The sequence below is a fragment of the Lysobacter solisilvae genome, from assembly GCF_016613535.2.
Taxonomy (GTDB): domain Bacteria; phylum Pseudomonadota; class Gammaproteobacteria; order Xanthomonadales; family Xanthomonadaceae; genus Agrilutibacter; species Agrilutibacter solisilvae.
Map to the genome: position 1 here is coordinate 2,515,853 of NZ_CP071518.1, position 26,604 is coordinate 2,542,456.

Consider the following 26,604-nt stretch of genomic DNA (forward strand, 5'->3'; position numbering starts at 1 on the left):
CAGGCCAAGTATAGAATCGCCCGATGCCGACCACCCCCGCACTCCGCGACGTCGCCGCGCTTCGTGCCATCGAGGCACTCGCCAGCCAGCGGCTTGGCGACGGCTTCGAACTTATGCGCCGTGCCGGCCAGGCCGCCTGGCGGGACCTCCTGCGCGCATGGCCGGATGCGCATCGGATCGTCGTGGCCTGCGGTCCGGGAAACAACGGCGGCGACGGCTATGTCCTGGCGCGCCATGCGCTGGAGTCGGGCCGGGAAGTGACGGTCGTGCATGCCCCCGCCCACGCCCCGCGCGGCGAACTGGCACCGCGGGCGGCAGGCGATTTCCGCGAAGCCGGCGGCTCGGTGCGGACCGACGGCGCGCTGCCCGTGGCCGATCTGCTGGTCGACGCCGTCTTCGGGATCGGCCTGTCTCGCGCGCCGGAGGGCGAAAGCGCGACGTTCATCGATGCGCTCAATGCACACGGCGCGCCGATCCTGTCGCTGGACGTGCCGAGCGGCCTCGATGCCGACACCGGCAATGCGCCCGGCCGCTGCATTTACGCGCGCCGCACGATTGAATTCATCGCGCCCAAGGCCGGCCTGCGCACGGGCGCCGCGCTGGACTACGTCGGCGACCTGTCGCTGGCGACGCTCGCGCTGGAACCGGCCTGGCTGGACGAGGTGCATGCGTGCGCGAAACTGCTGCAGGCCGACGCGCTCGCGTCCTGGCTGCCGCCACGTGCGCGCAACGCGCACAAGGGCTCGCATGGACGGGTCCTGTGCATCGGCGGCGACCACGGCAGCGGCGGCGCGATCATGCTCTGCGCACAGGCGGCCTTGCGCAGCGGTGCGGGGCTGGTGGACGTCGCCACGCGCGAGTTGCATGTGCCCGCATTGCTGGCGCGGTTGCCCGAAGCGATGGCGCACGTGCCCACGTTCCGGGAGCAGTTCGAGGCCTCGCTGGAACGCGCGGACGTGATCGCGGTGGGGCCGGGCCTTGGCCAGGAGTCCTGGGGCGAACACGCGCTGGACACGGCGATGCAGCACGCACAGGGCAGGGCGCTGGTGCTCGACGCCGATGCCCTGAATCTCGTCGCGCGGCAACACCGCGCACTGCCCGCGGGCACCATCATCACGCCGCATCCTGGCGAGGCGGCACGGTTGCTGGATACCGATGCCAAGCTGGTGCAGCGCGACCGCCTGGCGGCCGCGCGCGAACTGGCCGCGCGATACGGCTGCGTGGTGGTGCTCAAGGGCGCAGGCACGATCGTCGCCGCAGCCGGGCGCACGCCGCGCGTGATCGCCGCGGGCAATCCCGGCATGGCCGTGGGCGGCATGGGCGATGTGCTTACCGGTGTCATCGCCGCGTTGCGCGCGCAGGGGCTGGCTGCGTTCGATGCGGCGTCCGCCGGCGCGCTGCTGCATGCGTGCGCAGGTGACGCCGCTGCCGCCGCGGGCGAACGCGGATTGCTGCCCACCGATCTCATGCCATTCCTGCGTGCGCTGGCCAACCCGGAACCTGTTCGATGACCTCGTGCTACCTGCCCGATGCTGATGCCACCGATGCGCTCGGCGCCGCGCTGGCGCGCACGCGGCCTGCGTTCGCGGTGGTGCATCTGCAGGGCGACCTAGGCGCCGGAAAATCCACGCTGGCGCGCGCGCTGCTGCGTGCCCTGGGTGTCGAAGGTGCGATCCGCAGCCCGACGTACACCCTGGTCGAGCGCTATCGCCTCGCCGACGGCGGCGAGGCCTGGCACCTCGACCTGTATCGCATCGGCGATGCCGCCGAACTGGAGTTCCTCGGGCTCGACGGTGACGAGGCCACCCTCTGGCTGGTCGAGTGGCCCGAACGCGGGCGCGGCGCGCTGCCGCCCACCGACGTGACAGTCCACCTGCGCATCGAGGGCGAGGGTCGCCAGGCCGACCTGGAGGCCCATTCGGATCGCGGCCGGGCCTGGCTGGAGGCGATGGCGGCGATCGCCTGAGGACAAATGCCCGACTTGCGGCAGACTCCTGACCTTGGAACGAGGAAGTCGCGGCAGGTGCCGGATTCCAAAGGAAAAAGTGCTTGACGAACTGCCACGGCAGTGCTTGACTTGCGTCATGCGCATCCAGGGGGCCACCGTTCAGAAGCTGATGATGGGCCTGGCCCTGTTGTCGGCGCTGGCGTGGAATCTGGCCCAGGCCAGTGAAATCAAGGGGTTGCAGATCACCGCGGGCGCCACCGGCACCCGTGCGGAAATCGCCCTCGACCAGCCCGGAGCCTTCAAGGTCATCCGCCTGTCCAACCCCGAGCGTCTCGTCCTGGATTTCACGGGCAGCCGCATGGCGCGCAATGTCGCGATGCCGGCCGGCACCGGGGTGGTCCGCGCCATCCGCAGCGGACAGCCGGAAGCCGGCATCGCCCGCCTCGTCTTCGACCTGAGCCAGCCTGTCGCCGCCATCGGTCCGCGGCTGGAGCAGGGCGCCGGTGGCCCCCGCCTGGTGCTGGAATGGCCCGGCGAATTCGCCTCACCCAACGCTGCCCCCGCAGTCACGACCACCACCACGGCGCCCCGGCCGGTCGATGCCGCGGCGACGCCCTCGAAGTACCTGCCGTCCCCCGCGCAGATCGCGCGCTCGGAGGCCGAAACCTCCGCCGCGTCGGCCGAAGCGACCTCGCGCCTGATCTCCCAGTTGGCCCAGCGGGGAACGGCAACGCCTACCTCTGCGTCCGGCACCCCGGCGACCACCACCGACCCGCGCGCCACGGTGCCGCCGTCGGTCCGCACGGTGCCCGTCGCGGCCGGCTCGATTTCCGCGGCGCCTGACCGCTCGACGGTCTACGTGCCGCCGGCGCGGGCCGCTTCCGTCGCCCCGGCGGGCGTCGGCTCGTCCATCCCGACACCCGCGAGGGCCGGATCCTCGACGGCGGGATCCTCGACGGCGGGATCCTCAACGGCGGGATCCTCGACGGCGGCCTCGATGACCGCGCCCACCACCGTCGCCAACGCACCGACCCGGCCGCTCGACGATCCGATGCGCAACCGGACCATGCGGCCGCTGGTGATTGCCATCGACCCCGGGCATGGCGGGCAGGATCCGGGCGCGATCGGCCAGTCGGGCAAGCGCGAGAAGGACGTCACCCTGGCCATCGCCCGCGAACTGGCGCGCCAGATCAACGCGACGCCCGGCCTGAAGGCCTACCTGACCCGCGATACCGACATGTTCATCCCGCTCAACCGACGCGCTCAGCTGGCGCGCCAGGCGAGGGCGGACATGTTTGTGTCCATCCATGCCGACGCCGCGGAAAACCGCAGCGCGAACGGGTCGTCCGTCTACGTCCTGTCGCTCAAGGGCGCGTCGTCGCAACGCGCGCGCTGGCTGGCCGACAAGGAAAACGCCTCCGACCTGGTCGGCGGCGTGCGCCTGGAACCCAGCAGCACGCTGACCTCGGTCCTGCTGGACCTGACCCAGAGCGGGCAGATGAAGGCTTCCGAGGACGCCGCCTCGAGCGTGCTCAGCGGACTGGGGCAGCTCGGCCGCAACCACAAGCCGCACGTGGAGCGCGCCAACTTCGCCGTGCTGCGCACCTCCGACATGCCGGCGATGCTGGTGGAGACGGCATTCATCTCCAATCCGGACGAGGAACGCCGCCTGACCGATCCGGCCTCGCAGCGGCAGATCGCGCGCGCGGTACTGGAAGGCGTCAACACCTACTTCCTGCGGCAGCCGCCGCCGGGAACGCTGTACGCCGCCCGCGCGACGGCCGATTCCTCGCCCCGCCCGGGCGCGGGCGCCGGCCGACCCTGAACTGCACGGGTCCGGCCACGCGCGACGCGCGTGAGTCCTGACCGATCGTGACCGGTGCCGGTATCATTCCGGCGGTGACGATCCGCCAGCTTCCCGACACCCTCATCAACCAGATCGCTGCCGGCGAAGTCGTCGAACGACCTGCGTCCGTGGTCAAGGAACTGGTCGAAAACGCCCTCGACGCCGGCGCCCTGCGCGTGGACATCGACCTGGAGGAAGGCGGCGTCCGCCTGATCCGGATCCGCGACGATGGCCGCGGCATCGCCCCCGAGCAACTGTCCCTGGCCGTCTCCCGGCACGCCACGAGCAAGATCGCTTCGCTCGACGACCTGGAAGGCGTCGCCACCCTGGGTTTCCGCGGCGAAGCGTTGCCGTCCATTGCCTCGGTGAGCCGCTTCGCGCTGACCTCGCGCCACGCCGACGCCGCCCACGGCGCGAGCCTGGAGATCGAGGGCGGCCGCCAGGGCGAACTGGTGCCCAAGCCGCACCCGCGCGGCACCACGGTGGAAGTGCGCGACCTGTTCTTCAACGTGCCCGCGCGGCGCAAGTTCCTCAAGGCCGAGCGCACCGAACTGGGCCACATCGAGGACTGGCTCCGCCAGCTGGCGCTGGCCCGCCCGGAAGTCGAACTGCGCGTCACCCACAACGGCAAGCCCTCCCGCCGCTGGAAGGGCGAGGGCGACCTGCTCTCGCAGGTGCGGCTCAACGAGGCGCTGGGCGAGGAATTCGCGCAGAACGCCCTGCGGGTGGACCACGCCGCCGCGTCGCTGCGATTGCATGGGTGGATCGCGCGGCCGGTGTACAACCGGGCCAGCGCCGACCAGCAGTTCCTGTACGTCAATGGGCGGGCGATCCGCGATCGCAGCGTCGCCCACGCGGTGAAGCAGGCGTATGCGGACGTGCTGTTCCATGGCCGCCAGCCGGCATACGTCCTGTTCCCTGGAGCTGGACCCGCGCCGCGTCGACGTCAACGTGCATCCGGCCAAGCACGAGGTGCGCTTCCGCGATGCCCGGCTGATCCACGACTTCGTCTACCGCACCCTGCATGAAGCGCTGGCGGACACGCGCGCCGGCTTGAGCCCGGGCGCGGACCAGCCCCATCCGCCGATGCCGGCAGGTAGCGATTACCGCTGGAACGCGCCGCAATCGCCGCTGGGACTGCAGGTCGAACAGACCCGCGCCGGCTACGCCGCGCTGTACGGCGAGCCTGCCATGCCGTCCCCATACGCGGCCGCCGCGGCGGCGCAGCCAGGCCAGGATGCCTTCGCGCCCGCGCGCCTGCCCGACAGCCAGGAAGCGACGCTGCCCCCGCTCGGGTACGCCATCGCGCAGCTGCACGGCGTCTACATCCTGGCCGAGAGCGCCGAAGGCCTGGTGGTCATCGACATGCACGCCGCGCACGAGCGCATCGGTTACGAGAGAAGCTCAAGTGCGCGCACGACGGCGAAGGCCTGCGCACGCAGCCGCTGCTGGTGCCGATGAACGTCGCGGTGTCCGAACGCGAGGCCGACGCGGCCGAACGCGAAGCCGACACGCTGGAGTCACTCGGTTTCGAGATCACCCGCAGCGGTCCGCAGTCGCTCACGCTGCGCAGCGTGCCGGCCCTGTTGGCCCACGGCGACGTCGAGGCCCTGCTGCGCGACGTGCTGGCCGACCTGCGCGAACACGCGGATACCCAGGGCGCCGGCGCCAACCGGGTAATGGCCGCGCGCGACGAACTGCTGGCGACGATGGCCTGCCACGGGGCCGTCAGAGCGAACCGACGTCTCACTTTGCCCGAAATGAACGCCCTGCTGCGGGAAATGGAAGTGACCGAGCGCTCGGGGCAGTGCAATCATGGCCGTCCCCACGTGGGCGCGGTTCAGCCTGCCCGAGATCGATCGCTGGTTCCTGCGAGGACGTTGAAGATGAGCGTTGCCCTGCGTTGCGCGTCCCAGGCCGCGAAGCTGCTGCTGTCGATGGGTGGGCTGTGCATGCTGTCGGTGGGCATGCTGTCCGGTTGCGCCAAGCCCGAGCCGGACGCGGTGCGGCAGGCGCGCGAGGCCAAGGCGCAGGCGTTCACCGCGGGCCAGGCCACCTGGCGCGAAACCCGCAAGGCCGACCTGCTCAAGCCCGATGGCTGGACGACGCTGATGGGCCTGCACTGGGTGGATGCCGGTGCGCACTACGTGGGCAGCGACGGCGACAACGGAATCCGGCTCGCCGTCGGTCCGCCGCACATGGGCATGCTCGAGCGCAAGGGCGACCGCATCCGTTTCGTGCCCGAAAAGGGCGCCGAACTCACGCTTGATGGCGAGCCGCTCAAGGGCAGCACGCCGCTGCGCAGCGATGCCGACCCGGCCGGGTCCAGTCGATTGGGATTCGACCAGGGCAAGGGGGGAAGTCAACATCATCAAGCGCGGCGACCGCTACGCCCTGCGCGTGCGCCACGCCGACGCGGCCACACGGACCGGATTCAAGGGCCTGGAATACTGGCCGGGCGGACAGGACTGGATCATCGAAGGCCGTTTCGTGCCCAACACCGCGGGCAAGGTCATCGCCGTGGGCAACATCATCGGCACGGTGGAAGATGTCCCCAATCCCGGCGCGATCGAGTTCGAGCGTGGTGGCCAGACCTATCGGCTCGAAGCGCTCGACGGTGGCGACGGCAGCCTGTTCTTCGTCTTCCACGACCGCACCAGCGGCAAGGGCAGCTATCCTGCGGGACGCTTCCTGGACGCCGCCGCTCCCGATGCCAAGGGCCACGTCGTGCTGGACTTCAACAAGGCCTACAACCCCCCGTGCGCATTCACCGCGTACGCCACCTGTCCGTTGCCCCCGCCAGAAAACCGCCTGAACCTGGAAGTGGTCGCGGGCGAGAAGAATTACTCGTTCGAGGAACGAAAGCACCCATGAGCCTGCCCCGACTGCTCCGCCGCCGCCCCTGGGCGAGCGCGCTGCTCGCCTGCGCACTGATCGCGCCCGCGGTCTATGCCCTGACACCCGCCTCGGATGCAGCCCCCGCCTCGTCGCCCACGCATCCGCCGCTGTGGAAGGTGTCCGACAAGGACAACTCGCTGTACCTGCTGGGTTCCTTCCACCTGCTCAAGACCAGCGACTATCCCCTGTCGCAGGACGTGGAAGCCGCCTTCGCCGACGCCGAGTCGCTGGTGTTCGAGGTCACGCCGGCCGAACTGGCGGACCCTGCCAACGCCGCCAAGATGCAGGCCGCGGCGGGCTACAGCGGCGACCAGCGGCTGAGCACCGTGCTGCCGGCCGACGTGCGCGACAAGCTCGTCGCGCGCATGGGCGAAGCCGCCTTCGCCCAGCTCGATCCGTACGAGCCGTGGTTCATCAACCTGCAGATGCTGCTGGCCACCGCCAGCCAGATGGGCTTCCAGTTCGACAAGGGGCTGGACAACCACCTGATGCAACGCGCCGCGCAAGCCGGCAAGCCGACCTCGGGGCTGGAAGGCATCGAATCCCAGTTCAAGGTGATGGAATCGGCGCCGATGTCCGAACAGGTCGCCGGCCTCAAGGACCTGGTCGACAACCCGGCCGAGATGCCGCGCATGCTCAACCAGATGCACGGCGCCTGGCGCAGTTCCGACGATGCCACCCTGACCGCGCTCATGCTGAAGGAAATGCGCGAGAAGACGCCGGTCAGCTATCGCCTGATGAACGTCCAGCGCAACGATGCCTGGCTGCCAAAGCTGCGCCTGCTGCTCGACAAGGGCGGCAAGGACGATGCGCTGGTGGTGGTGGGCACGCTGCACCTGCTGGGCGAGGACGGACTGGTGCGCAAGCTGCGCGCCAGCGGTTACACGGTCGAGAGGATCTGCACCGGTTGCGGCGGCAGCAAGCGCTGATGTCGGGACCCACGCCCGACCAGGCCAGCCGGTACTCGGCGGCCGTCGCCGCCCTCAATGCCGGTGACTGGGCGCGTGCGCAGCAGCTGGCGATGTACCTGCTGCGCGAAGTGCCCGGGCATGCCGGCGTGGCGTTCGTGGCCGGCGTCGCGGCGATGCAGTTGCGGCAGATGCCGCTGGCGGCGTCCTGCCTGCAGCGCAGCGTCGAACTCAATCCCAACCGGGCCGATTACCTGGCCCAGTACGCGCGCGCGCTGGCGCAGTCCTCGCGCACCCGCGAGGCGGGCGAGGTCGCGCGCCGCGCGATGGCGTTGTCACCGACCGACGCGATGACGATGGATACCCTGGGCGTGGTGCTGACCCAGGCCAACGAATACGAAGCGGCCGCGCAGATGTTCAGGCGCGTGGCCGAACTGGAACCCGAGCGTGCGAGCTACCGTTTCAACCACGCCACCGCGCTGGTGTTCGCGGGGGAGCTGGACCGCGCCGAGGCCGAACTGGAAGCCTGCCTGCGCCTGGAACCGCGTTACTGGAAGGCCTACCTGACGCTGTCGCAGCTGCGCCGCTGGACGCCGCAGGACAACCACGTCCAGCGCCTGGAGGCGATGCTGGCCACGCCGGAGGCCGACGAGCCCGAAGCGCGCATGTTCCTGGACATGGCGCTGTCCAAGGAGCTGGAGGACCTGGGCGACCACGCCCGTTCCTTCGATGCGCTGGTGCGCGGCAAGGCCGCGGGCGGCGGCCTGCGGCGATACAGCTTCGCGCAGGACGCGGCGCTGTTCGACGCCATCGAGACGACCTATCCGGGCGCCGCTCCGGCCGACGCCGGGCTGGCGACCGATGCGCCCATCTTCATTTTCGGCATGCCCCGCAGTGGCACGACCCTGGTGGAGCGGATCCTGTCGAGCCATCCGCAGGTGCGTTCGGCCGGTGAACTGCAGGACTTCAGCGTGGCCTTCAAGCGCACCAGCGGCAGCCGGACGCCCGAGCTGCTGGACGTCGACACCATCACCCAGGCCCGCCGCGCGGACTGGCGCCAGATGGGGCAGGCCTATGTCGACAGCACCCGTGGCCGCAGTGGCGGGCGGGCACACTTCATCGACAAGCTGCCGCACAACTTCCTCTATGCCGGCTACATCGCCAACGCGTTGCCGCAGGCCAGGCTGATCTGCATCCGCCGAGATCCGGTGGATACCTGCCTGAGCAACCTGCGGCAGCTGTTCGCGCAGAACTCGCCCTACTACGACTACTCGTTCGATCTGCTCGACATCGGCCGCTACTACGTGCGCTTCCACCGCCTGATGGAATTCTGGCAGCGGCAGCTGCCGGGGCGCATCCTGCAGATCGAATACGAGCAGCTGGTCGACCAGCAGGAAGCCTGGAGCCGCCGCGTGGTTGAATTCTGCGGGCTGCCGTGGGACGAGGCCTGCCTGCGCTTCGAGGAAAACGCGGCACCCGTGGCCACCGCGAGCGCGGCGCAGGTGCGGGTGCCGATGTACCGCACGGCGGTGCGCCGCTGGAAGCGCTACGAAGCCCAGCTGCAACCACTGCTCGCGCTGCTGGCCGATGCCGGCATCGCGGTGGATCGCGCGGACTGAGCTCGCCCGCGCGGATCCCGCGCGGAAAACACATCGATGATGGGCGAGTTGGATCCGGCGGGACGGAAGCTCGCCTCGCCGCGCCTGCCTGGCGACGGCGGAACGGTTACGACGCCGGCGCCGCCGGCACCAGCACGATGCAGTCGACCGGGCAGGCGGGAATGCACAGCTCGCAGGCGGTGCACAAGGGCTCGACCACCGTATGCATGTGCTTGGCGGCGCCGAGGATGGCGTCGACCGGACAGGCCTGGATGCACTTGGTGCAGCCGATGCAGTCGGCCTCCACGACCAGGGCCACCTGGGCGGGCTTGTGCGCGCCACGTGCGCGATCGAAGGGCCGTGGGGCCACGCCCAGCACATGGGCCAGCGCGCGCGCGCCTGCGTCGCCTCCGGGCGGGCAGCGATCCACATCCGCCTCCCGCGCCGCCATCGCCTGCGCATACGGCCGGCAGCCGGCGAATCCGCACTGCCCGCACTGCGTCTGCGGCAGCAGGCGGTCCAGCCGCTCGATCAGCGCTTCGCGATCCGCCGCCGGCAGGTTCACTTCACCGGCATGCCCGGCAGGGCGTTGGCGTCCACGTCCAGCAGGCTCAGCGGACCGTTGTCGAAGCCGGCCGACAGGATCATGCCCTCGCTGATGCCGAACCGCATCTTGCGCGGGGCGAGGTTGGCGATGAACACGACCTTGCGGCCCACCAGCTTTTCCGGCTCGCCATAGCTGGCGCGGATGCCGGAGAAGATCTGCCGACGGCCCAGTTCACCAGCGTCCAGTTCGAAGCGCAGCAGCTTGTCCGAGCCCTCGACGAACTCGCAGGCCAGCACGGTGCCGATGCGCAGGTCGAGCCTGGCGAAGTCGTCGATGCCGATGTACGGCGTCGCCGCCGGCGCGGCCGATGCAGCGGCCGGGGCCGGCGCGGATGCGACAGGGGCGGCGGCAGCCGGGACCACCGGAGCGGGCGCCGCGGCCGCAACGTCGGCGGTCGGGGTGAGGGTTTCCTTGCTGGCTTCGATCATGGTTTCGATGTGCTTGGGATCAATGCGGGTGAACAGCGGCGCGTAGGGCCGGATGCGGTGGGCCAGCAGCGGCGCCTCCAGATCGGACCAGTGACGCACGGGCGCGTCCAGGAAGTCCTCGGCCGCACGGGCCAGCTGCGGCATGACCGGCTTGAGCGCGGTGTTGAGGACGCGGAAGAGGTTCAGGCCCTGCGTGCAGACGGCATGCAGCTGCGCGTCGGCGCCTTCCTGCTTGGCCAGCACCCAGGGCTTGTGCTCGTCGATGTAGCGGTTGGCTTCATCGGCCAGCGCCATCGTCAGGCGCAGCGCGGTGGCCGCCTCGTTGCGCGAGTAGGCCTGGGCGATGGGTTCGAGCTGTTCGACGAAGCGCGCGTACATCGCATGGTCGGGCAGGGCGTCGGCCAGCTGGCCGTCGAAACGCTTCTCGATGAAGCCCGCGCAGCGGCTGGCGAGGTTGACGAACTTGCCGACCAGGTCTGCGTTCACGCGGGCGGTGAAGTCGGCGAAGTTCAGGTCGACGTCGTCCACGCCGCCGGAGGTCTTGGTGGCGATGTAGTAGCGCAGGGCTTCGGGCGGCAGGCCGACGTCGAGGAACGTGCGGGCCATGATGAAGGTGCCGCGCGACTTGGACATCTTCTCGCCGTTGACCATCAGGTAGCCGTTGACGTGCAGGCGGGTGGGCGTGCGCAGCCCCGCGCCGTGCAGCACGGCGGGCCAGAACAGGCCGTGGAAGTTGACGATGTCCTTGCCGATGAAGTGATGCAGCTCCGAAGCGCTGCCGCGCGCCAGATGGCCGAAGAAGTCCAGCCCCTCGCGCTCGCACAGGGCCTGGAAGCTGCTCAGGTAGCCGATGGGCGCATCCAGCCACACGTAGAGGAACTTGCCCGGATGCCCCGGGATCTGGAAGCCGAAGTACGGCGCATCGCGCGAGATGTCCCACGCACGCAGGCCGCCTTCCGCATCCAGCCATTCCAGCAGCTTGGCCTTGACGCCCGGCGTGGCGATGTCGCCGGCCATCCATTCGCGCAGGAAGCCTTCGAAGCCGCCGACCTCGAAGAAGAAGTGCTCGGACTGGCGCAGCTCCGGCGTCGCCCCGGTCAGCACGGAGCGCGGCTCGATCAGTTCGGTGGGCGCGTAAGTGGCGCCGCAGTTCTCGCAGTTGTCGCCGTACTGGTCCGGCTTGCCGCAGTTCGGGCAGGTGCCCTTGACGTAGCGGTCGGGCAGGAACATCGCCTTGACCGGGTCGAAGAGCTGGGCCACCGCGCGACGGGTGATGTGCCCGCTATTGTCGAGCTTGGTGTAGATCGCCTCGGTCAGTGCGCGGTTGCGTGCCGAGTGGGTGGAGTCGTAGTGGTCGAAGGCCACGCCGAAATCGGCGAAATCGCGCTCATGCCCCGCCTGGATGCCGGCGATGAACTCCTCGGGCGTCGTCCCGGCCTTCTCGGCGGCCAGCATGATCGGCGTGCCGTGGGTGTCGTCGGCGCACACGAAGTGCACCGTCGCTCCGGCCATCCGCGCCGCCCGCGTCCAGATGTCGCCCTGGATGTAGCCCACGAGGTGGCCCAGGTGCAGGGCTCCGTTGGCGTAGGGCAGGGCGCAGGTGACGATCGCGGTGCGGGACATGGCAAGGCTGGAGACGAGGGGGCGCGATTATCGCATGCCATCCCGCCGGGCTTGCGGCGAGCGGTGTCGCGGACGCCCGGGCCAAGTCGCCCCGGAACCACCGCGTCCCAAACGAAAGCGGCCCGGCAATGCCGGGCCGCGAGTATCACTTCGCAGGTATCGCTTCGCGGGAGGACGCTTACTGCTGGCGCACCCAGGTCTGGCTGCGGCCGAGCAGCGAGAAGCCCATGAAGCCGCGCACTTCGAGCTTCGCGCCGCCCTCGATGGGCGTCATCTTGGCCGAGTACACCTTGCCGTTCTTCGGGTCCATGATCTTGCCGCCTTCCCAGGTCTCGCCCTCACCCTTGTTCATGCCCCACAGGATGACCATGCCCTTGATGGGCTTGTTGTGGTTGGCGCCCTTGCACGCGTCGCACAGCGGATTGGGGCCTTTCTCGGAGTTGAAGACTTCCAGCACCTTGCCGGCGAGCGCGCCGTTGGCGGTCTGGTAGATCTCGACCGTCGACTTCACCTTGCCGGTGGCGTCGTCGATCGTCTTCCACGTGCCGACCGGCGAGGACTGGGCGAACGCCGCCATCGGCAGGATGGCCAGCAGCAGGGCAATGAAACGGATGCGCATGGGTCCCCTCCCAGGGATTGTGTTGGCCGCACGGCGAATGCCGTCCGGATTGGGCTGTTATACCGGCATCCGCCGACGTATGGAACGGGGGCGCCGCAACCGTTCAGCGCGGACTGGCCCCGGTGTCGGGAACCCTTCAGCCAGCGCCCGTGAAAGCGGCCTCGGGCTGTGGGGATGCCGCCAACGGGTGGGCCCGACGCGCGCCATGCAGTCGGCGCGGCGCCACACGCGGTGCCCGGGCAGGTGGACGAGCAAAAAAAAAGGCCCCGCCGAAGCGGGGCCTTTCGTTTACAGCACTCGAAGCCGATTAGTCCCGGTTGAACAGGTAACGGGCTTCCAGGAAGTACGCACGGCCATACACGTCGTAGTTGCCCGTGTTGTACGGCGAACCGGTCAGGCCGTCGTAGGTCAGGTCCATGTCGGGCATACGGTTGCCCAGGTTGGTGACCAGGAACGACATGCTGAAGTCCGGGGTGAAGTCGTAGTTCACGCTCGCATTGAACGTGGTGTACGAACCGACGCCGCGGTTACGACCATAAGCCGTGGGGACAGACGTGATGAACGCCACGTTGTTGCCCGTCGGACCGATGTAGTTGCCGTACAGCGTGGCGGTCAGCGCGTCCTTCGACCAGGACACCGAAGCATTGGCCTTGTAGCGCGGATCGGTGGTGTAGAACTCGTCGTAGACCAGGTCCAGGGTCGGATCGTCCGGGAAGGTCTGCGAGTCGTGCTTCAGGTTGCGCGTCCACGAACCGTTGACGTTCAGGTCGCCCCAGGCGCCGAGGCTCTGGCCCCAGTTGAGGGCAACGGTGACCGCTTCCACGTCGCGATGAGCCAGGTTGATCTTGGTCAGCGAGATGTTCTGCAGCGCACCCAGGGCGTTACGCGTGATCGCATCGAACGCCGCCTGGCAGGTGCCCGAGTTCGGATCGAGCAGGCCCGAACCGCCGTTGGCCACCGAGGTGCAGTCGTATTCGTCGCGCATGATGCGACCGGCGCTCTGCAGGACGGTTTCGTTCTCGATCTTCCAGTTGTAGTAGTCGACGCCGACCGAGAACTTCGCGGTCGGAGCCCACACCACACCGGCGTTCCACACGTCGGCGTCGATCGGTTCCAGGTCCGGGTTGCCCTGCTGGGTACCGAAGTACTGCGCGGCTTCCAGGTTCTGCGGGCAGCCGGCTTCATCCGGATCGAAGCCCGCCTGGCTGCAGCCCAGGTCGTCGCGGACCGAGCTGTAGAAACCGCTCACGCCCTGGAACATGTCCGACAGGGTCGGCGCGCGGAAGGCGGTACCGAACTTGCCACGGAACAGCAGGCTTTCGATCGGACGGAATTCCAGGCCGACGCTGTAGGTCGGGCTGTCGATCGTGCGGCCACCGGCGTCGAACGAGTCATAACGACCCGACAGCGAGATGGTCAGCGGTTCCCACACCGGCAGGCGCATTTCGCCGGTCACGGCGTAGCGGTCACGCGTACCCTGGCCGCTGACGGAGGTGGTGCCCCAGATTTCCGATTGCAGCGTGACCGGATCGGGGATCAGCAGTGCGTCGGGGTTGTACTTCCACTTTTCCTTGCCGAACTCGACGGACGCAGCGATACCGGCGTCACCGCCCGGCAGCGAGAACAGCGAGCCGTTGGTGATCTGGGCGCGCAGCATGTCGTCGTAGGTCAGGCTGCGGTTGACGGTGCGAGTGGTGAAGCTCTCGAACGCGCCGGCCGGCAGCAGCTGGTAGAACGCCTCGTAATCAGGCGTATAGACCTGGTAGGCGCCGAAGTACGGGTCCAGCATGAGGCTGCCGTCCGGATTGGTCAGCGCCGGGCCCATGATGTTGGTTTCGAACCAGTCGTTGATCGGATCAGCCAGGCGGGCCCAGCTGTTCTCGTTCAGCGTGTACTGGGTGCGGGTGAAACCGACGTCGTAATCCCAGTTGGACTCGCCGAAGGTGCCGTTGACGCCGACGGTGTAGGCGTACGACTCGCTCTTGTCATGGTTCATCGACTGTTCCCAGCCGCCGGCCATGTCTTCAGGCGCGAAGGCGCGCTGGAGCTGGAAGAAGTCGTCCAGGTTCGGGTCGTAGAAGTAGCCCCACTTGACGCTCGAGCCCCACCAGGTGAAGTTCGAACCGATGTGGTAGTCGACCGTCTCGCGGTTGTACAGCGCATCGGCATACAGCTGGGTGTTGTCGCTGATGTCGAAGGTGAAGTGCGAGTAGAGCTGGGTCGCTTCCTTGCCGTTGCGCAGGGTGCGGTAGCCCGGGGTGTACATCGAGCCGCAGTACGGCGCCGGACGGGCCGGACGGGTCTGCACGCCGGTCGTGCCGCCAAAGGCGTCGGAGACGTTTTCGCAGTTGTTCGGGTCGAGGAAGTTGTAGCTGGTGAACGGGCTGAAGACCAGCCAGTCACGGCTGGCAACCGGCACGCCGTCGTTGGGATTGTTCGGGTTGTCCAGCGGGTGCTGGTTGAACTGCTTGGTCAGGTCGCGCTGGTAGGCCCAGATCGGGTCGCGCATTTCGTACTGGATACCGGCCAGGACGGTGCCGCGGTCATCGGCGAAGCTGAAGCTGTCGGCCAGGCTCAGGCGCGTGCTCTGGCCGCCACCCTCGTGGTAGCCACCGACGCGGGCCGTGAGGGCCGTGCCGTCCATGCGCTTCTTGAGGATGACGTTGATGACGCCGGCGATGGCGTCGGAACCGTACAGGGAGGACTGGCCGCCCGGCAGGATTTCGATGCGCTCGACCAGGTCGACCGGGATGCCGCTGATGTTGTTGAACGTGTCGGTGCCGTTGTACAGCGCCGGGTAGTTCGCCATCGGGCGGCCGTCGATCAGGTACTTGGTGTAACCAACCGGCAGACCGAACAGGCTGTTGGTTTCAGCGCCCTGGGTGAACGAGGCGGAGGACTGGTTGCCCTGCACGCCACCGGTCGCCATGGAGCTCTGGTTCAGGGCTTCCTGGACGCTGTTGAAGCCACGCGCCTGCAGGTCGTCCGCCGTGATGACGGTCACCGGCTTGAAGGTTTCCAGCGTCGTCTGCGGAATGAGCGAGCCGGTCACCACGACCTTGTCGAGTTCGGTGGCGTCCTGGTCGGTCGTCGCTGCAGGCTGGGTCTGGGTCTCCTGGGCCATGGCCGCGCTTGCGGTCAGGACCAGTGCGCTCATCAGAGCGGCCGACAGCGTGGAGCGCTGCAGGCGGTTGTTTCTAACTGCCATCTTTTTCCCCTTGGATCGGTGGTTGGCTACTTGTATTGCAAGTCTTTTTTCGCCGGCGCAGGCGGCCGGTACGAGACCGACCTGCCGAAATTAACATGGGTTTAACGCAGATGTCATGGGGTCCGGGGCAAAAAAGCTTGTCCGGTCCCTGAAGAGTTATCCGTTCTCCCCCGACGTCGTGCCGGGGCCCCTACAATTGCTGCAATGCGGCATGCCCCGCGAGCCAGGTGAACCCCGTGAAAGAAGCGCTGCAGGCCCGTCTGGCCGCTCTCCCGATGCCGGAAATGGGGCTCCTCACCCTGGGCGAAGCGGGCGCCGTCTTCCGCATTGCCGAATCTGGCGATCGGGTTGCGGTCGAGATTCGGCTGGGCTTCCCCTCCGGCTGGCTCGAGCCATGGCTGGAGCAGGCCGTGAAGCAGGCCGCCGCGGCCGAGGGCCTGGAACTGGGCGCGCTGACCGTGCAGTCGCGAGTCGCCAGCCACGCCGTCCAGGGCGCGCTGACCCCGCTGCCCGCGGTGCGCAACATCATCGCCGTGGGTTCGGGCAAGGGCGGCGTCGGCAAGTCGACGGTGGCCGTGAACCTCGCGCTGGCGCTGTCGGCCGACGGCGCCCGCGTCGGCGTCCTGGATGCCGACATCTACGGCCCCAGCGTGCCGATGATGCTGGGCCTCACCGGCCGTCCCGACAGCCCCGACGGCAAGACCATCGAACCCATGCACGCGCACGGGATCGAGGCGATGTCGATCGGACTGCTGGTGGACCAGGACACGCCGATGATCTGGCGGGGTCCGATGGCGACCTCCGCGCTCACCCAGCTGTTGAACGAAACCCGCTGGGGCGGCGCCGACGGGCAGGGGCTGGATTACCTGATCCTCGACCTGCCGCCGGGCACCGGCGACATCCAGCTCACCATGGCGCAGAAGATCCCCGTCGCCGGCGCGGTGGTGGTGACCACGCCGCAGGACGTGGCCACGCTGGACGCCCGCAAGGCGCTGAAGATGTTCGAGAAGGTCGAGGTGCCGGTGCTGGGCCTGGTCGAGAACATGGCCGTCCACGTCTGCACCCAGTGCGGCCATGCCGAGCACGTCTTCGGCGAAGGCGGCGGCGAGCGGATGGCGGCCCAGTACGGCGTCAAGCTGCTGGGAAGCCTGCCGCTGGAGGCGCGCGTGCGCGAACAGGGCGACGCCGGCACGCCCATCGTGGCCAAGGCGCCGGAAACGCCGGCCGCCGGACAGTTCCGGATGACCGCCCGTCGCCTCGCCATCGCGCTGGCCGGGCGCCCCCAGGTGGCCAGGCCCCTGTCCGTGTCGCTTCTGGGCTGAAAAAGCCGCCCTCGGCCTGCTGCGACGCAACATGCGCGGGCCGGGACCCTCCCTCTAGATTCGACGTTCGCGGCCCTCACGGGCCGCGTTTGTTGCGCGACCTGGGCCGGCCGCGCAATCCGTCAACTCCCCTGAGGGTCCCATCTGATGAAGCATCCGTTCCGCACCGCGGCCCTGAGCGCCGCCGTGATCGCCTCGCTCGGTTTCTCCGCCGCCGCCCTGGCCGCTGGCCGCCCCGACCCTGGTGTTGTCGGGCCTGAAGGCCGGCAAGCCCCATGAAGCCAGCGAGCTGCTGGTCAAGTTCCGCGACGGCTCCACCGCCGCCCAGCAACTGGCCGTCCGCCAGGGCCTGGGCGCGCAGAAGATCCAGACCGTGCGCGGTGGCAAGGGCGAACTGGCGCTGCTGCGCCTGCCCGCCGGCAAGAGCCTGGCCGCCAGCGTGAGCGCCCTGGCGTCCAACCCGGCCGTCGAATACGCCGAGCCGAACTGGATCTACCAGCACAACGCCACTTCCAACGACACCTACTTCACCAACGGCGCGCTGTGGGGCATGTACGGCGACGCCTCCTCGCCGGCCAACCAGTACGGCTCGCAGGCGTCGGAAGCCTGGGCCGCCGGCCACACCGACTGCGGCAACGTCATCGTCGGCGTGATCGACGAGGGCATCTACTACAACCACGAAGACCTCGCCGCCAACATCTGGAGCAATCCCTACGATCCGGCCGACGGCGTCGACAACGACGGCAACGGCAAGGTCGACGACGTCCGCGGCTGGGACTTCGACGGCGGCAGCAACAACATCAACTCCGGCGGCGCCAACGACGACCACGGCACGCATGTGTCGGGCACCATCGCCGGCGTGGGCGGCAACGGCAAGGGCGTGGCGGGCGTGTGCTGGAGCGGCGTCAAGCTGATCAGCGCCAGGTTCCTGGGCCGTCGCGGCGGCACCACCGCCAATGCGATCGCGGCGGTGGACTACATCACCGACCTGAAGACCCGCCATGGCCTGAACATCGTCGCCACCAACAACTCGTGGGGCGGTGGCGGCTTCTCGCAGGGCCTGCAGGACGCGATCGGCCGCGCGAACACGGCCAACATCCTGTTCATCGCCGCCGCCGGCAACGATGCGTACAACAACGACGCCACGGCCAGCTATCCCTCGAACTACCCGAACGCGAACGTGATCGCGGTCGCCTCGACGACCAGCACCGGCGGCCTGTCGAGCTTCTCGCAGTGGGGCGCGACCACGGTCGACATCGGTGCGCCGGGTTCGGGCATCTATTCGTCCGTTCCCAAGAGCGTCAAGGGTCAGCTCACCTCGGCCTACGCCAGCTACAGCGGCACCTCGATGGCCACCCCGCACGTGACCGGCGCCGCGGCGCTGTACAAGTCGTCGCATCCGGCCGCCACGGCCGCGGACATCAAGGCCGCGATCCTGGGCACCGCGGTGCCGACGCCGTCGCTCAACGGCAAGGTGCTCACCGGTGGCCGCCTGAACGCCAGCGGCTTCTGATCGACCCGCCCGTTGCACCCGAAGGCCCGGTCTTCTGACCGGGCCTTCTTTTTGGGCCGACGGCAGGCGAACGACTGGGGGGCTCCGCAGCGCCGGCAGGGAAGGCGTGGCGGATCCCGAAGGCAGAGGGCGGGACCCGGAGCGGGGTGGTCGACTGAAAAAGACTGACGCTCGACTCTCAGAGAGTGGCGTTCGACTCCAAAAGACTGGCGCTCGACTCTAAAAGAGTGGCGCTCGACTCTAAAAGACTGGCGCTCGACTCTAAAAGAGTGGCGCTCGACTCTAAAAGACTCGCGTTCGACTCTAAAAGACTCGCGCTCGACTCTCAGAGAGTGGCGCTCGACTCTAAAAGACTCGCGCTCGACTCTCAGAGAGTGGCGCTCGACTCTAAAAGACTCGCCCTCGACTCTCAGAGAGTGGCGCTCGACTCTAAAAGACTCGCGCTCGACTCTAAAAGACTGGCGCTCGACTCTCGGAGAGTGGCGCTCGACTCCAAAAGACTGGCGCTCGACTCTCGCAGAGCTTCGGCTGGGTCCCGGGGAAGGGGGCGCCTGGCGCCCCGAGGGGGCCGCTTCGCCGTCCGGGCGTGGCGCCGGGCTCCCGGAGGGCGGCAACTGCCCTGCGCAGACCGCATTTCCAGCGCCCGAAGAGCGGAGCCCCGGTCCCGGAGCGTGGCCGTTGGTACTCCAGGCTGGGCCCACGGGGCCCTGCCGGCGGGCCGTGGGCCCGGGAGCACCGCCAGTTCCGGATGCCCGAGGTCGTCCGGCGGGCCCGGGACGTTCCGGCACCGCCCCGTGCCGCTTAGAATCGCGCTTTCTTTCTCGCGGAACCCCCCGACGCATGAGCATCAAGTCCGACCGCTGGATCCGCCGGATGGCCGAGCAGCACAGCATGATCGAGCCGTTCGAACCGGGCCAGGTCAAGCAGGATGCCCAGGGCCATCGCATCGTCAGCTTCGGCACCTCCAGCTACGGCTACGACGTGCGCTGCTCACGCGAGTTCAAGGTCTTCACCAACATCAACTCGACGATCGTCGATCCCAAGCACTTCGACAGCGGCAGCTTCGTCGACATCGAATCGGACGTGTGCATCATCCCGCCCAATTCCTTCGCGCTGGCCCGCACCGTCGAGTACTTCCGCATTCCCCGCGACACGCTGGTGGTGTGCCTGGGCAAGAGCACGTACGCGCGCTGCGGCATCATCGTCAACGTGACGCCGCTGGAGCCGGAATGGGAAGGCCACGTCACCCTGGAATTCAGCAACACCACGCCGCTGCCGGCGCGCATCTACGCCAACGAGGGCGTCGCGCAGATGCTGTTCTTCCAGTCCGACGAAGTCTGCGAAACCTCCTACAAGGACCGCGGCGGCAAGTACCAGGGCCAGAAGGGCGTGACGCTGCCCCGCACCTGACCCTGCCGCGGCACCGAAAGCCCGGCCCATCGGCCGGGCGCGGTGCTCAGGGCTTCTGGTAGGTGACGAAGAACCCCACCAGGTCGTTGTTCTCGACGTAGGGCTGCACGTCCTGCACGCGGTAGCCGCGGGCGGCGAAGGCGGTGTGCGCGCGGGTGAGCGAGTTGGCGGCGCCCTGGTTGCGGAAGCCCCAGCTTGCATCGACCCAGATGGTCACCGCCGCCAGGTTCAGGCGCGCGGCTTCCTCGGCCGAGGCTTCGGGCTTCTTCTCGAAAATCGCGGCGTCGGCCGGCGCGGTGGCCAGCAGGCCGGCAAGGACGGCGACGAGGACGGGCATGCGCATGGGGGACTCCTGTGTGTTGTGGGCCTGCGCGGCAAGCGCGCAGTGGGTTCGGGTGCGGATCAGTGTTCGGCGCCGGCGCTGAGCCGGGCATCGGTCGAAGTGGTCAGGGCGACCTGCAGCGCCAGCCGCAGGCCCGCCTGCACGGTGGCCACGTCCAGCGACGGGGCGCCCGGGTGCCGCGCCGCCTGCTCGGGCGAATAGGGGATGTGGATGAAGCCCCCGCGGGCCGCGCGACGACGCAGGGCATGCATCAGCCCGTAGAAGACATGGTTGCAGACGAAGGTGCCGGCGGTCTGTGACACCTCCGCCGGAATCCGTGCGGCCTGCAGCGCGGCGAGCATCGCCTTGATCGGCAGGTCGGTGAAATAGGCGGCGGGGCTGTGCGCCACTACGGGTTGGTCGACCGGACGCGCGCCCGCGTTGTCCGGAATCCGCGCGTCGTCGACGTTGATCGCCACGCGCTCCAGGCTCATCGCGGCGCGGCCGCCGGCCTCGCCGACGCAGAGCACCAGCGCCGGGCGCAGGGTACGGATGGCGGTGCGCAGGTCGTCCAGCGCGGCGCCGAACGCCACCGGCAGGCAGCGCGTGTGGACGCGGTGGCCGGCGATCAGCTCGCCTTCGATGGCGCTCACGGCCTGCCAGCTGGGATTGACGGTCTCGCCGCCGAAGGGCGCGAATCCGGTCAGCAGGACGTTGGGCGGGGCGGGGCTGGGCATCGGCGGGAGTGTAGGGCGGCCGGCCGCCGCGCGGCACCGCCGCGGCGACCGCGTGGCCGGGATCGATTCATCTGCCGGGCGGCGCCTGCCAGCGGCGATCAGCGGAACACGATCACGTACATCAGCACGACATTGCACGCCAGCAGCACCAGGCCCGTCATCCACTGCGCGCGGATCACGCCGTAGGGATCCTTCAGTTCCAGCAGCGCGGCGGGCACCAGGTTGAAGTTGGCCGCCATCGGCGTCATCAGTGTGCCGCAGTATCCCGACAGCATGCCGATGGCGGCCAGCGAGGCCGCGTCGGCGCCGTGCAGCGTCACCAGCAGCGGCAGGGCGACGCCGGCGGTCATCACCGGAAACGCGGCGAAGGCGTTGCCCATGATGATGGTGAACACGGCCATGCCCACGGCGTAGGCGACGACCACCACGAACGCGTTGTCGACGGGGATGACGTCGCGCACGACGCCGGCCACGGCTTCGCCCACGCCGCCCGCCTCGAACACGCTGCCCAGCGTGGCCAGCAGCGGCAGCAGCGCGGCCCAGCCGATGGCGTCGATCAGCCGGCGGGACTGCTCCACGGCGCTCCAAGGGCGTCTGCCGCGTGAGCCGGCACGCCGCGGCCAGCGCGACCACGCAGGCCACCGCCAATGCGATCACGGTGGTCTGCTTCGCATCGAGCAGGCGCAGGCCCGCCACGGAGATCTCGGCCACCGAGAATCCGAACGCCTTGACCGCCAGCACCAGCGTCACGATCGGGATCAGCAGCGCCGGACCGAACAGGCGGTTGCCCAGGCGTTCGGCTTCGGCCTGTTTTTCCTGCGGATCGGATTCTTCATAGCGCCCCATGCGCAGCCCGCCCAGTCCCGCGAGCAGGGCCAGCACCACCACCAGCGCGCCCACCGCCGCCGCGGGCATGTGCTCCGCGCCGAACAGCAGCAGCGCCAGCAGCCCCCAGAACAGCCCGGTGGTATGCCGGCGCGGATTGCCGCGGTCGCGCGCGCCGCGCCAGGCGATCGACAGGAAGTACGCGCCCAGCAGCCAGTAGACGTGGGTGAGGGTGATCATGGCGCGGGCTTTGACCGGTCGCGCATCGTGCCGTCGCGCATCGCCTCGTCGCGCATCGTCCAGTCACGCAGCAGGCGCCGCTCGAAGCGGCGGATGCGCGCGGCGTGGATGACGAAGGCGCACAACGCCGTGGGGATGCCCCACACCGCGATCTGGTAAGGCTCCAAGGTGATGCCGTGGTCGGCGTAGAAACTCTGCATGAGCAGCACCGCGCCGAAGGCGATGAAGATGTCCTCGCCGAAGAACAGGCCGACGTTGTCGGTGGCGGCGGACATGGCGCGGATGCGCTCGCGCTGGCTGTCGTCCACGTGCGAGCCGTGCGCCTGCGCCGCGACTTCCGCCGCACCTTCGGCCATCGGCGCCAGCAGCGGGCGCACCGCCTGCGGATGCCCGCCCAGGCCGGTCAGGCCCATGGCCGAGGCCAGTTGGCGCATGAACAGGTAGGCGATCAGCAACCGGCCCATCGTCGCGCCGCGCAGGCGGGCGATCCAGGCCTGCGCGTGCTCCTTCAGGCCGTGGCGTTCGAGCAGGCCGATCACCGGCAAGGTCAGCAGGAACACCAGCAGGTAGCGCTTCTCGGTGAAGGCGGTGCCGATCACCTCCAGCAGTTCCACCGGCGACATCCGCGCCGCCAGCCCGGTCACGCCGGCGGCGATCACCACCACCAGCGCCGGGTTCATGCGCAGCACGAAGCCGGCGACGACGGCCGCCACGCCCAGCAGGGGCCAGTAGTTCATGGGGTCGGCGCTCACGGGTGGGCCTTCATGGGTGGGCTTTCATGGTCGGGACCGTCGGGCTGGAAATGCATGTCACGCGCGTGCAGGCGGCCCTTCATGCAGGCGCGCCGAATGCGCGGATCGACACACCGTCGCGCTCGAGCGCGGCGCGGATCGCGCGGGCGAAAGTCGCGGCGTCGGGGCGGTCGCCGTGCAGGCATAGCGTGTCGGCGCGCACGGCCACTTCCTCGCCGTTGCGCGCGGTGACGCGGCCGCGGGCCACCAGCGCACGCACCTGGGCCAGGCTGTCATCGAGGGTCTCGATGACCGCGCCCGGCTCGCCGCGCGGCGTCAGGCGTCCATCGGGTTCGTAGCGGCGTTCGGCGAACACCTCGTGCGCCACCCGCAGGCCGGCGCGTTCGCCGGCTTCGGTCAGCCGGGAGCCCGACAGCCCGAACAGGACCAGCGCCGGATCGGCCTGGCGCACGGCCAGGGCAATCGCGTCGGCGATGTCCGCATCGCGTGCGGCCAGGTTGTAGAGCGCGCCATGCGGCTTGACGTGCGCCAGGCGGACGTCCTTGGTCGGCGGCCAGCGCCGCGAGCCGCTCGATCTGGGCAGCCACCAGGGCGGTGACCGCCGCCGGCTCGATCGCCAGTTCGCGGCGGCCGAAGTGCTCGCGGTCATCGAACCCCGGGTGCGCGCCCGCCGCCACGCCGTGCGCGCGGCACAGGCGCAGCGTGGCGCGCATGCTCGTGTCGTCGCCGGCATGCGCACCGCAGGCGATCGACGCCGAGGTGATCAGGGGGATGATCGCGGCGTCGTCGCCGCAGCCTTCGCCCAGGTCACAGTTGAAATCGATGCGCACGGTGCGTGCCGGGGCAGGGAAGCCGTGGGCGCTACTTGCGGCTGAACAACAGGCCCAGCCCCACGATCACCAGGATCGCCGGCCACCACGTGCTGATCAGGCGGCCCAGGCTGAGATTGGTGAAACCCAGGTTGTTCAACAGGAACAGCGTGCCGACCACGATCAGCACCAGTGCCGCGACCACATTGCCTTTCATTCCCCGTATCCCCTTTGCAGTTTGAAATCGATCATCAAGGTGATTCTGGCCAGCCGGGCGCGCGCGGCGCAAGCCAGCTGCGTCGCGGTTCGCGCATCGCAGGCGGAAAAATGCACGGGCTGGCCGGGCCGCAGCTGGGCCAGGCGCTGCAGGTCGACGGCGATCACGTGTCCGAGGCGAGGGTAACCGCCTACGGTCTGCGCGTCGGCCAGCAGGACGATGGGGCGGCCATCGGGCGGCAGCTGCACGGTGCCCGGCGCGACCGGCGCGGAAATCTGCTCGTGCGTGTCCAGCGACAGCGCCTCGCCGTCCAGGCGCAGGCCTTGCCGGTCGCTGCGTGCACTGGCGCGCCACGGCATGCGCGCGAACGCGTCGGCGCCGGGCAGGTGCGCGGGCACATAGCGGATCGGCGCCGCGCGCCCATGGGGCTGGCGATCGTGCGCGAGCGGATCCACCCACCAGGCGGGAAAGCGTGGCTCCGGACCGGGGTCGGGCGCAGCAGACACGTGCAGCCTGTCGCCCGCGCGCAATGCGCGCCCCGCGAGGCCGCCGAAGCCGCCGCGCAGGTCGGTGCTGCGGCTGCCGAGCACGGGCGGCACGTCCAGTCCGCCGCCGATCGCCAGCCAGGCGCGCGTGCCGTCGCAGGCCGCGCCCAGGCTGAGTTCGCCCGCGGGCAGGGACACGGGCCTGCCGCCGGGGATGTGGGCGGCCACGCCCGTGGAGGACGTGAACTTCATCGGCAGCCAGGCGCCGCACAATGCGATGCGCGTGGGCACGTCGAAGCGCAGCGTCGGACCCTGCAGCGTCATTTCCAGCACGGCCGCGTCCGGGTCGTTGCCCACCAGCCGATTGGCGAGCGCGGCCGCATCCGGGTCGAGCGCGCCGGCGCGCGCGATGCCCAGGTGGCGCCAGCCGTGGCGCCCGCGGTCCTGCACCGTGGTCAGCAGGCCCGGTTGCAGGACGTGCAGGCTCATGCGGCATCCATCGGCAGCGGCACGAAGCGCACGCGGTCGCCCGACGCGAGCAGGGACGGCGCCTGGCGCGTGGCGTCGAACAGCACGCTGGGCGTACGCCCGATCAGCCGCCAGCCGCCCGGACTCTCGCGCGGGTAGATGCCCGTCTGCGCACCGCCGATGCCGACGCTGCCCGCCGGCACGCGCGTGCGCGGCGTGGCCAGGCGCGGCAGCGCCAGGGCCGGATCCAGCCCGAGCAGGTAGGGGAATCCCGGCGCGAAGCCGATCATCGCCACCGTGTACTCGCGGTCGGCATGGCGTCGCACGAACTCTTCGGGCGTCAGGCCCAGTTCGGCCGCGCTGGTGGCCAGGTCGGGGCCGTCGTCGCCGCCGTAGGCCACGGGGATTTCGACCAGTCGCGAACCGTCGCCGGCGGCGTGCTGCGGCCCCTGCGAATGCGCCGCGCCCTGCGCCTGCTCCAGCAGCCAGCGCGCGGCGGCGTCGCCGTCGATGGCGGCCGGATCGAAGAACAGCGCCACGCTCGCGTAGGCGGGCACCAGGTCGCGCACCCAGTGCGGTCGCCGTGCCTGCAGGTGCGCGCACAGGGCGTGCACGCGCGCGTTGAGGGCGGGGTCGATGCGGTCGCCCAGGTGCAGCAGCCAGGCGTCGTCGGCTAGCGCTTCCAGCGCCGGCGCGTCGCTCACGCCAGTGCCGCGCGCAGGCGCTCGATGCGTCCGACCAGCGCCTCGGTCGAGTAGGGCTGCGCGGAGGCCATGCCCCACACCGGCCGCGGCCAGGCGATGTCGTCGGTGAAGCGGGCGATGACGTGCACACGTGCAGCTGCGGCACGACATTGCCCAGGGCGGCCACGTTGAGTTTGTGCGGCTTGAACACCGCCTGCAGCATGCGCCCGGCCTGGCTGATCTCGGCCGAAAGCTGCGCCTGCTGCTCGGTGTCCAGGTCGGTCCATTCCACCGCGCCTTCCACGCGCGGCACGAGGATCAGCCAGGGATGGTTGGCGTCGTCCATCAGTTGCAGGTCGCTCAGCGCGAAGTGCGCGACCGGATGCGTGTCTTCGGCCAGTTGCGGATGCAGGTGCCAGCCGACCGGAGCCTGGGGGTGCTTGCTCATCTCAGGTTCTCCGCGAGGAAGTCGATCGTGCGCTGCCACGCGAGCGAGGCGCTGGGCGCGTGGTAGTGCGCATTGTCCACGTCGCGGTTGAAGGCGTGGCCGGCCTCCTCGTAGACATGGATGCGGGCCGTCGGCTGCCTCGCCCGGTGCAGTTCGATGGCTTCCGCGGGAATGCTGTCGTCGCGCGCACCGAAATGGAACATCAGCGGGGCGCGCGCCGGTTCGTCGAGGAAGGGCACGCTGCGCGCGCCGTACCAGCTCACCGAGGGCAGGCCCAGGCGCGTATTGCCCCAGGAAGGCCACGCTCCCGCCCCAGCAGAAGCCCACCACGCCCGTGCGCAGGCCCTCGGCCTGCAGTTCGTCGGCGGCGGCGCCCACGATGTCCACGGCGCGGTCGAACCCCAGGGCATTGCGCAGGTCGACGCCGCGCTGGGTGTCCTGCGGCGTGTAGGCCAGTTCCACCCCGGATTCCACCGGGTCGTAGAGGGCCGGTGCCAGCGCCACGAACCCGGCCGCCGCGAAGCGCTCGGTCACGCGGCGGATGTGCTCGTTGACGCCGAAGATTTCCTGCAGGACCACGACAGCCTGGCGGGCCGGCACGGTCGGGTCGGCGCGCCAGGCCCGCACGGGCCCGTGGGGCGTATTCAGGTCGATCCATCGGCTCATGGCGGCGTGGTCTTTCGGGGCAGG

Annotated in this window: 20 protein-coding genes and 6 pseudogenes; 10 read left to right on the top strand and 16 right to left on the bottom strand. The window is 69.5% G+C overall.

Annotated features, from left to right (window positions below):
- Positions 1-23 precede the first annotated feature (23 nt).
- The 7 genes and pseudogenes from I8J32_RS11180 to I8J32_RS11210 all read left to right on the top strand — a co-directional run bounded on the left by I8J32_RS11180 (position 24) and on the right by I8J32_RS11210 (position 9,219).
- Complete coding sequence (locus I8J32_RS11180) at positions 24-1,511, top strand: NAD(P)H-hydrate dehydratase (protein ID WP_200612109.1); 1,488 nt, start codon at positions 24-26, stop codon at positions 1,509-1,511.
- Positions 1,508-1,966, top strand: coding sequence for a tRNA (adenosine(37)-N6)-threonylcarbamoyltransferase complex ATPase subunit type 1 TsaE (gene tsaE / locus I8J32_RS11185; RefSeq protein ID WP_200612111.1), 459 nt, complete (start codon positions 1,508-1,510; stop codon positions 1,964-1,966). Before I8J32_RS11180 ends, tsaE begins: the two co-directional genes overlap by 4 nt.
- A gap of 118 nt (positions 1,967-2,084) precedes the next feature.
- A complete protein-coding gene (locus I8J32_RS11190; RefSeq protein WP_245156311.1) occupies positions 2,085-3,773 on the top strand; it encodes an N-acetylmuramoyl-L-alanine amidase in 1,689 nt (562 codons plus the stop codon).
- A 74-nt stretch (positions 3,774-3,847) separates the two neighbouring features.
- Positions 3,848-5,678, top strand: a pseudogene (gene mutL, locus I8J32_RS11195) (DNA mismatch repair endonuclease MutL).
- Positions 5,679-5,731: 53 nt separating this feature from the next.
- A pseudogene (locus I8J32_RS18095) lies at positions 5,732-6,668 on the top strand (DUF1684 domain-containing protein).
- On the top strand, positions 6,665-7,621 hold the full coding sequence (locus I8J32_RS11205; RefSeq protein WP_200612114.1) for a TraB/GumN family protein: 957 nt from the start codon (positions 6,665-6,667) through the stop codon (positions 7,619-7,621). Before I8J32_RS18095 ends, I8J32_RS11205 begins: the two are co-directional and overlap by 4 nt.
- On the top strand, positions 7,621-9,219 hold the full coding sequence (locus I8J32_RS11210) for a tetratricopeptide repeat-containing sulfotransferase family protein (RefSeq protein WP_200612116.1): 1,599 nt from the start codon (positions 7,621-7,623) through the stop codon (positions 9,217-9,219). Before I8J32_RS11205 ends, I8J32_RS11210 begins: the two co-directional genes overlap by 1 nt.
- A gap of 106 nt (positions 9,220-9,325) precedes the next feature.
- Here the strand turns inward: I8J32_RS11210 and rnfB are convergent, their stop codons facing one another.
- The 4 genes from rnfB to I8J32_RS11230 form a co-directional block, all read right to left on the bottom strand.
- Positions 9,326-9,763, bottom strand: a complete 438-nt coding sequence (rnfB, locus tag I8J32_RS11215) for an Rnf electron transport complex subunit RnfB (RefSeq protein WP_200612118.1) — start codon at positions 9,761-9,763, stop codon at positions 9,326-9,328.
- Positions 9,760-11,856 carry a methionine--tRNA ligase gene (metG, locus tag I8J32_RS11220; RefSeq protein WP_200612120.1) on the bottom strand — a complete coding sequence of 699 codons (2,097 nt, stop codon included), beginning with the start codon at positions 11,854-11,856 and terminating at the stop codon, positions 9,760-9,762. The genes rnfB and metG overlap by 4 nt, the downstream gene beginning before the upstream one ends.
- Before the next feature lie 178 nt (positions 11,857-12,034).
- A complete protein-coding gene (locus I8J32_RS11225; RefSeq protein ID WP_200612121.1) occupies positions 12,035-12,475 on the bottom strand; it encodes a DUF2147 domain-containing protein in 441 nt (146 codons plus the stop codon).
- A 307-nt stretch (positions 12,476-12,782) separates the two neighbouring features.
- Positions 12,783-15,683 carry a TonB-dependent receptor plug domain-containing protein gene (locus tag I8J32_RS11230; RefSeq protein ID WP_245156312.1) on the bottom strand — a complete coding sequence of 967 codons (2,901 nt, stop codon included), beginning with the start codon at positions 15,681-15,683 and terminating at the stop codon, positions 12,783-12,785.
- 227 nt (positions 15,684-15,910) lie between these two features.
- Between I8J32_RS11230 and apbC the strand changes: the two genes are divergently transcribed.
- The 3 genes from apbC to dcd all read left to right on the top strand — a co-directional run bounded on the left by apbC (position 15,911) and on the right by dcd (position 19,928).
- Positions 15,911-17,005 carry an iron-sulfur cluster carrier protein ApbC gene (apbC, locus tag I8J32_RS11235; protein ID WP_407060963.1) on the top strand — a complete coding sequence of 365 codons (1,095 nt, stop codon included), beginning with the start codon at positions 15,911-15,913 and terminating at the stop codon, positions 17,003-17,005.
- 247 nt (positions 17,006-17,252) lie between these two features.
- Positions 17,253-18,518, top strand: a complete 1,266-nt coding sequence (locus tag I8J32_RS11240; protein ID WP_207526562.1) for a S8 family peptidase — start codon at positions 17,253-17,255, stop codon at positions 18,516-18,518.
- Between the two features lie 840 nt (positions 18,519-19,358).
- Complete coding sequence (dcd, locus tag I8J32_RS11245) at positions 19,359-19,928, top strand: dCTP deaminase (protein WP_200612125.1); 570 nt, start codon at positions 19,359-19,361, stop codon at positions 19,926-19,928.
- 46 nt (positions 19,929-19,974) lie between these two features.
- Here the strand turns inward: dcd and I8J32_RS11250 are convergent, their stop codons facing one another.
- From I8J32_RS11250 to I8J32_RS11295, 12 genes and pseudogenes are all read right to left on the bottom strand, one after another.
- Positions 19,975-20,271: a hypothetical protein gene (locus I8J32_RS11250; RefSeq protein WP_200612127.1), complete on the bottom strand. Its 297-nt coding sequence runs from the start codon at positions 20,269-20,271 to the stop codon at positions 19,975-19,977.
- Between the two features lie 59 nt (positions 20,272-20,330).
- A complete protein-coding gene (gene pcp, locus I8J32_RS11255) occupies positions 20,331-20,987 on the bottom strand; it encodes a pyroglutamyl-peptidase I (RefSeq protein ID WP_207526563.1) in 657 nt (218 codons plus the stop codon).
- A 98-nt stretch (positions 20,988-21,085) separates the two neighbouring features.
- Complete coding sequence (locus tag I8J32_RS17650) at positions 21,086-21,565, bottom strand: 5-oxoproline transporter, DUF979 family subunit (RefSeq protein ID WP_245156314.1); 480 nt, start codon at positions 21,563-21,565, stop codon at positions 21,086-21,088.
- A 67-nt stretch (positions 21,566-21,632) separates the two neighbouring features.
- A pseudogene (locus tag I8J32_RS17655) lies at positions 21,633-22,052 on the bottom strand (5-oxoproline transporter, DUF979 family subunit); the annotation flags it as partial.
- Positions 22,049-22,804, bottom strand: coding sequence for a DUF969 domain-containing protein (locus I8J32_RS11265; RefSeq protein WP_245156315.1), 756 nt, complete (start codon positions 22,802-22,804; stop codon positions 22,049-22,051). The pseudogene I8J32_RS17655 and the gene I8J32_RS11265, both read right to left, overlap by 4 nt.
- Before the next feature lie 79 nt (positions 22,805-22,883).
- On the bottom strand, positions 22,884-23,453 hold the full coding sequence (locus I8J32_RS11270; protein WP_245156316.1) for a LamB/YcsF family protein: 570 nt from the start codon (positions 23,451-23,453) through the stop codon (positions 22,884-22,886).
- A pseudogene (locus I8J32_RS17660) lies at positions 23,404-23,634 on the bottom strand (LamB/YcsF family protein); the annotation flags it as partial. The pseudogene I8J32_RS17660 and the gene I8J32_RS11270, both read right to left, overlap by 50 nt.
- A 31-nt stretch (positions 23,635-23,665) precedes the next feature.
- Positions 23,666-23,830, bottom strand: a complete 165-nt coding sequence (locus I8J32_RS11275) for a LiaI-LiaF-like domain-containing protein (RefSeq protein WP_200612133.1) — start codon at positions 23,828-23,830, stop codon at positions 23,666-23,668.
- Positions 23,827-24,804: a 5-oxoprolinase subunit C family protein gene (locus tag I8J32_RS11280; protein WP_200612134.1), complete on the bottom strand. Its 978-nt coding sequence runs from the start codon at positions 24,802-24,804 to the stop codon at positions 23,827-23,829. The genes I8J32_RS11275 and I8J32_RS11280 overlap by 4 nt, the downstream gene beginning before the upstream one ends.
- On the bottom strand, positions 24,801-25,487 hold the full coding sequence (pxpB, locus tag I8J32_RS11285) for a 5-oxoprolinase subunit PxpB (protein ID WP_200612135.1): 687 nt from the start codon (positions 25,485-25,487) through the stop codon (positions 24,801-24,803). The genes I8J32_RS11280 and pxpB overlap by 4 nt, the downstream gene beginning before the upstream one ends.
- Positions 25,484-25,914: pseudogene (locus I8J32_RS17955) on the bottom strand (HIT family protein). The gene pxpB and the pseudogene I8J32_RS17955 overlap by 4 nt, the downstream one beginning before the upstream one ends.
- A pseudogene (locus I8J32_RS11295) lies at positions 25,911-26,580 on the bottom strand (dienelactone hydrolase family protein). Before I8J32_RS11295 ends, I8J32_RS17955 begins: the two co-directional pseudogenes overlap by 4 nt.
- Positions 26,581-26,604 lie beyond the last annotated feature (24 nt).

Bases quoted from the DNA above. Each gene is read 5' to 3' on its own strand.
- tsaE (WP_200612111.1), top strand. From the start codon at position 1,508: ATGACCTCGTGCTACCTGCCCGATGCTGATGCCACCGATGCGCTCGGC.
- pcp (WP_207526563.1), bottom strand. From the start codon at position 20,987: ATGCCCAGCCCCGCCCCGCCCAACGTCCTGCTGACCGGATTCGCGCCC.
- I8J32_RS11270 (WP_245156316.1), bottom strand. From the start codon at position 23,453: ATGACCGCGAGCACTTCGGCCGCCGCGAACTGGCGATCGAGCCGGCGG.
- I8J32_RS11190 (WP_245156311.1), top strand. From the start codon at position 2,085: ATGCGCATCCAGGGGGCCACCGTTCAGAAGCTGATGATGGGCCTGGCC.
- I8J32_RS11250 (WP_200612127.1), bottom strand. From the start codon at position 20,271: ATGCGCATGCCCGTCCTCGTCGCCGTCCTTGCCGGCCTGCTGGCCACC.
- I8J32_RS11230 (WP_245156312.1), bottom strand. From the start codon at position 15,683: ATGGCAGTTAGAAACAACCGCCTGCAGCGCTCCACGCTGTCGGCCGCT.
- I8J32_RS11205 (WP_200612114.1), top strand. From the start codon at position 6,665: ATGAGCCTGCCCCGACTGCTCCGCCGCCGCCCCTGGGCGAGCGCGCTG.
- I8J32_RS11275 (WP_200612133.1), bottom strand. From the start codon at position 23,830: ATGAAAGGCAATGTGGTCGCGGCACTGGTGCTGATCGTGGTCGGCACG.
- I8J32_RS11180 (WP_200612109.1), top strand. From the start codon at position 24: ATGCCGACCACCCCCGCACTCCGCGACGTCGCCGCGCTTCGTGCCATC.
- I8J32_RS11210 (WP_200612116.1), top strand. From the start codon at position 7,621: ATGTCGGGACCCACGCCCGACCAGGCCAGCCGGTACTCGGCGGCCGTC.
- I8J32_RS11280 (WP_200612134.1), bottom strand. From the start codon at position 24,804: ATGAGCCTGCACGTCCTGCAACCGGGCCTGCTGACCACGGTGCAGGAC.
- I8J32_RS11225 (WP_200612121.1), bottom strand. From the start codon at position 12,475: ATGCGCATCCGTTTCATTGCCCTGCTGCTGGCCATCCTGCCGATGGCG.
- metG (WP_200612120.1), bottom strand. From the start codon at position 11,856: ATGTCCCGCACCGCGATCGTCACCTGCGCCCTGCCCTACGCCAACGGA.
- dcd (WP_200612125.1), top strand. From the start codon at position 19,359: ATGAGCATCAAGTCCGACCGCTGGATCCGCCGGATGGCCGAGCAGCAC.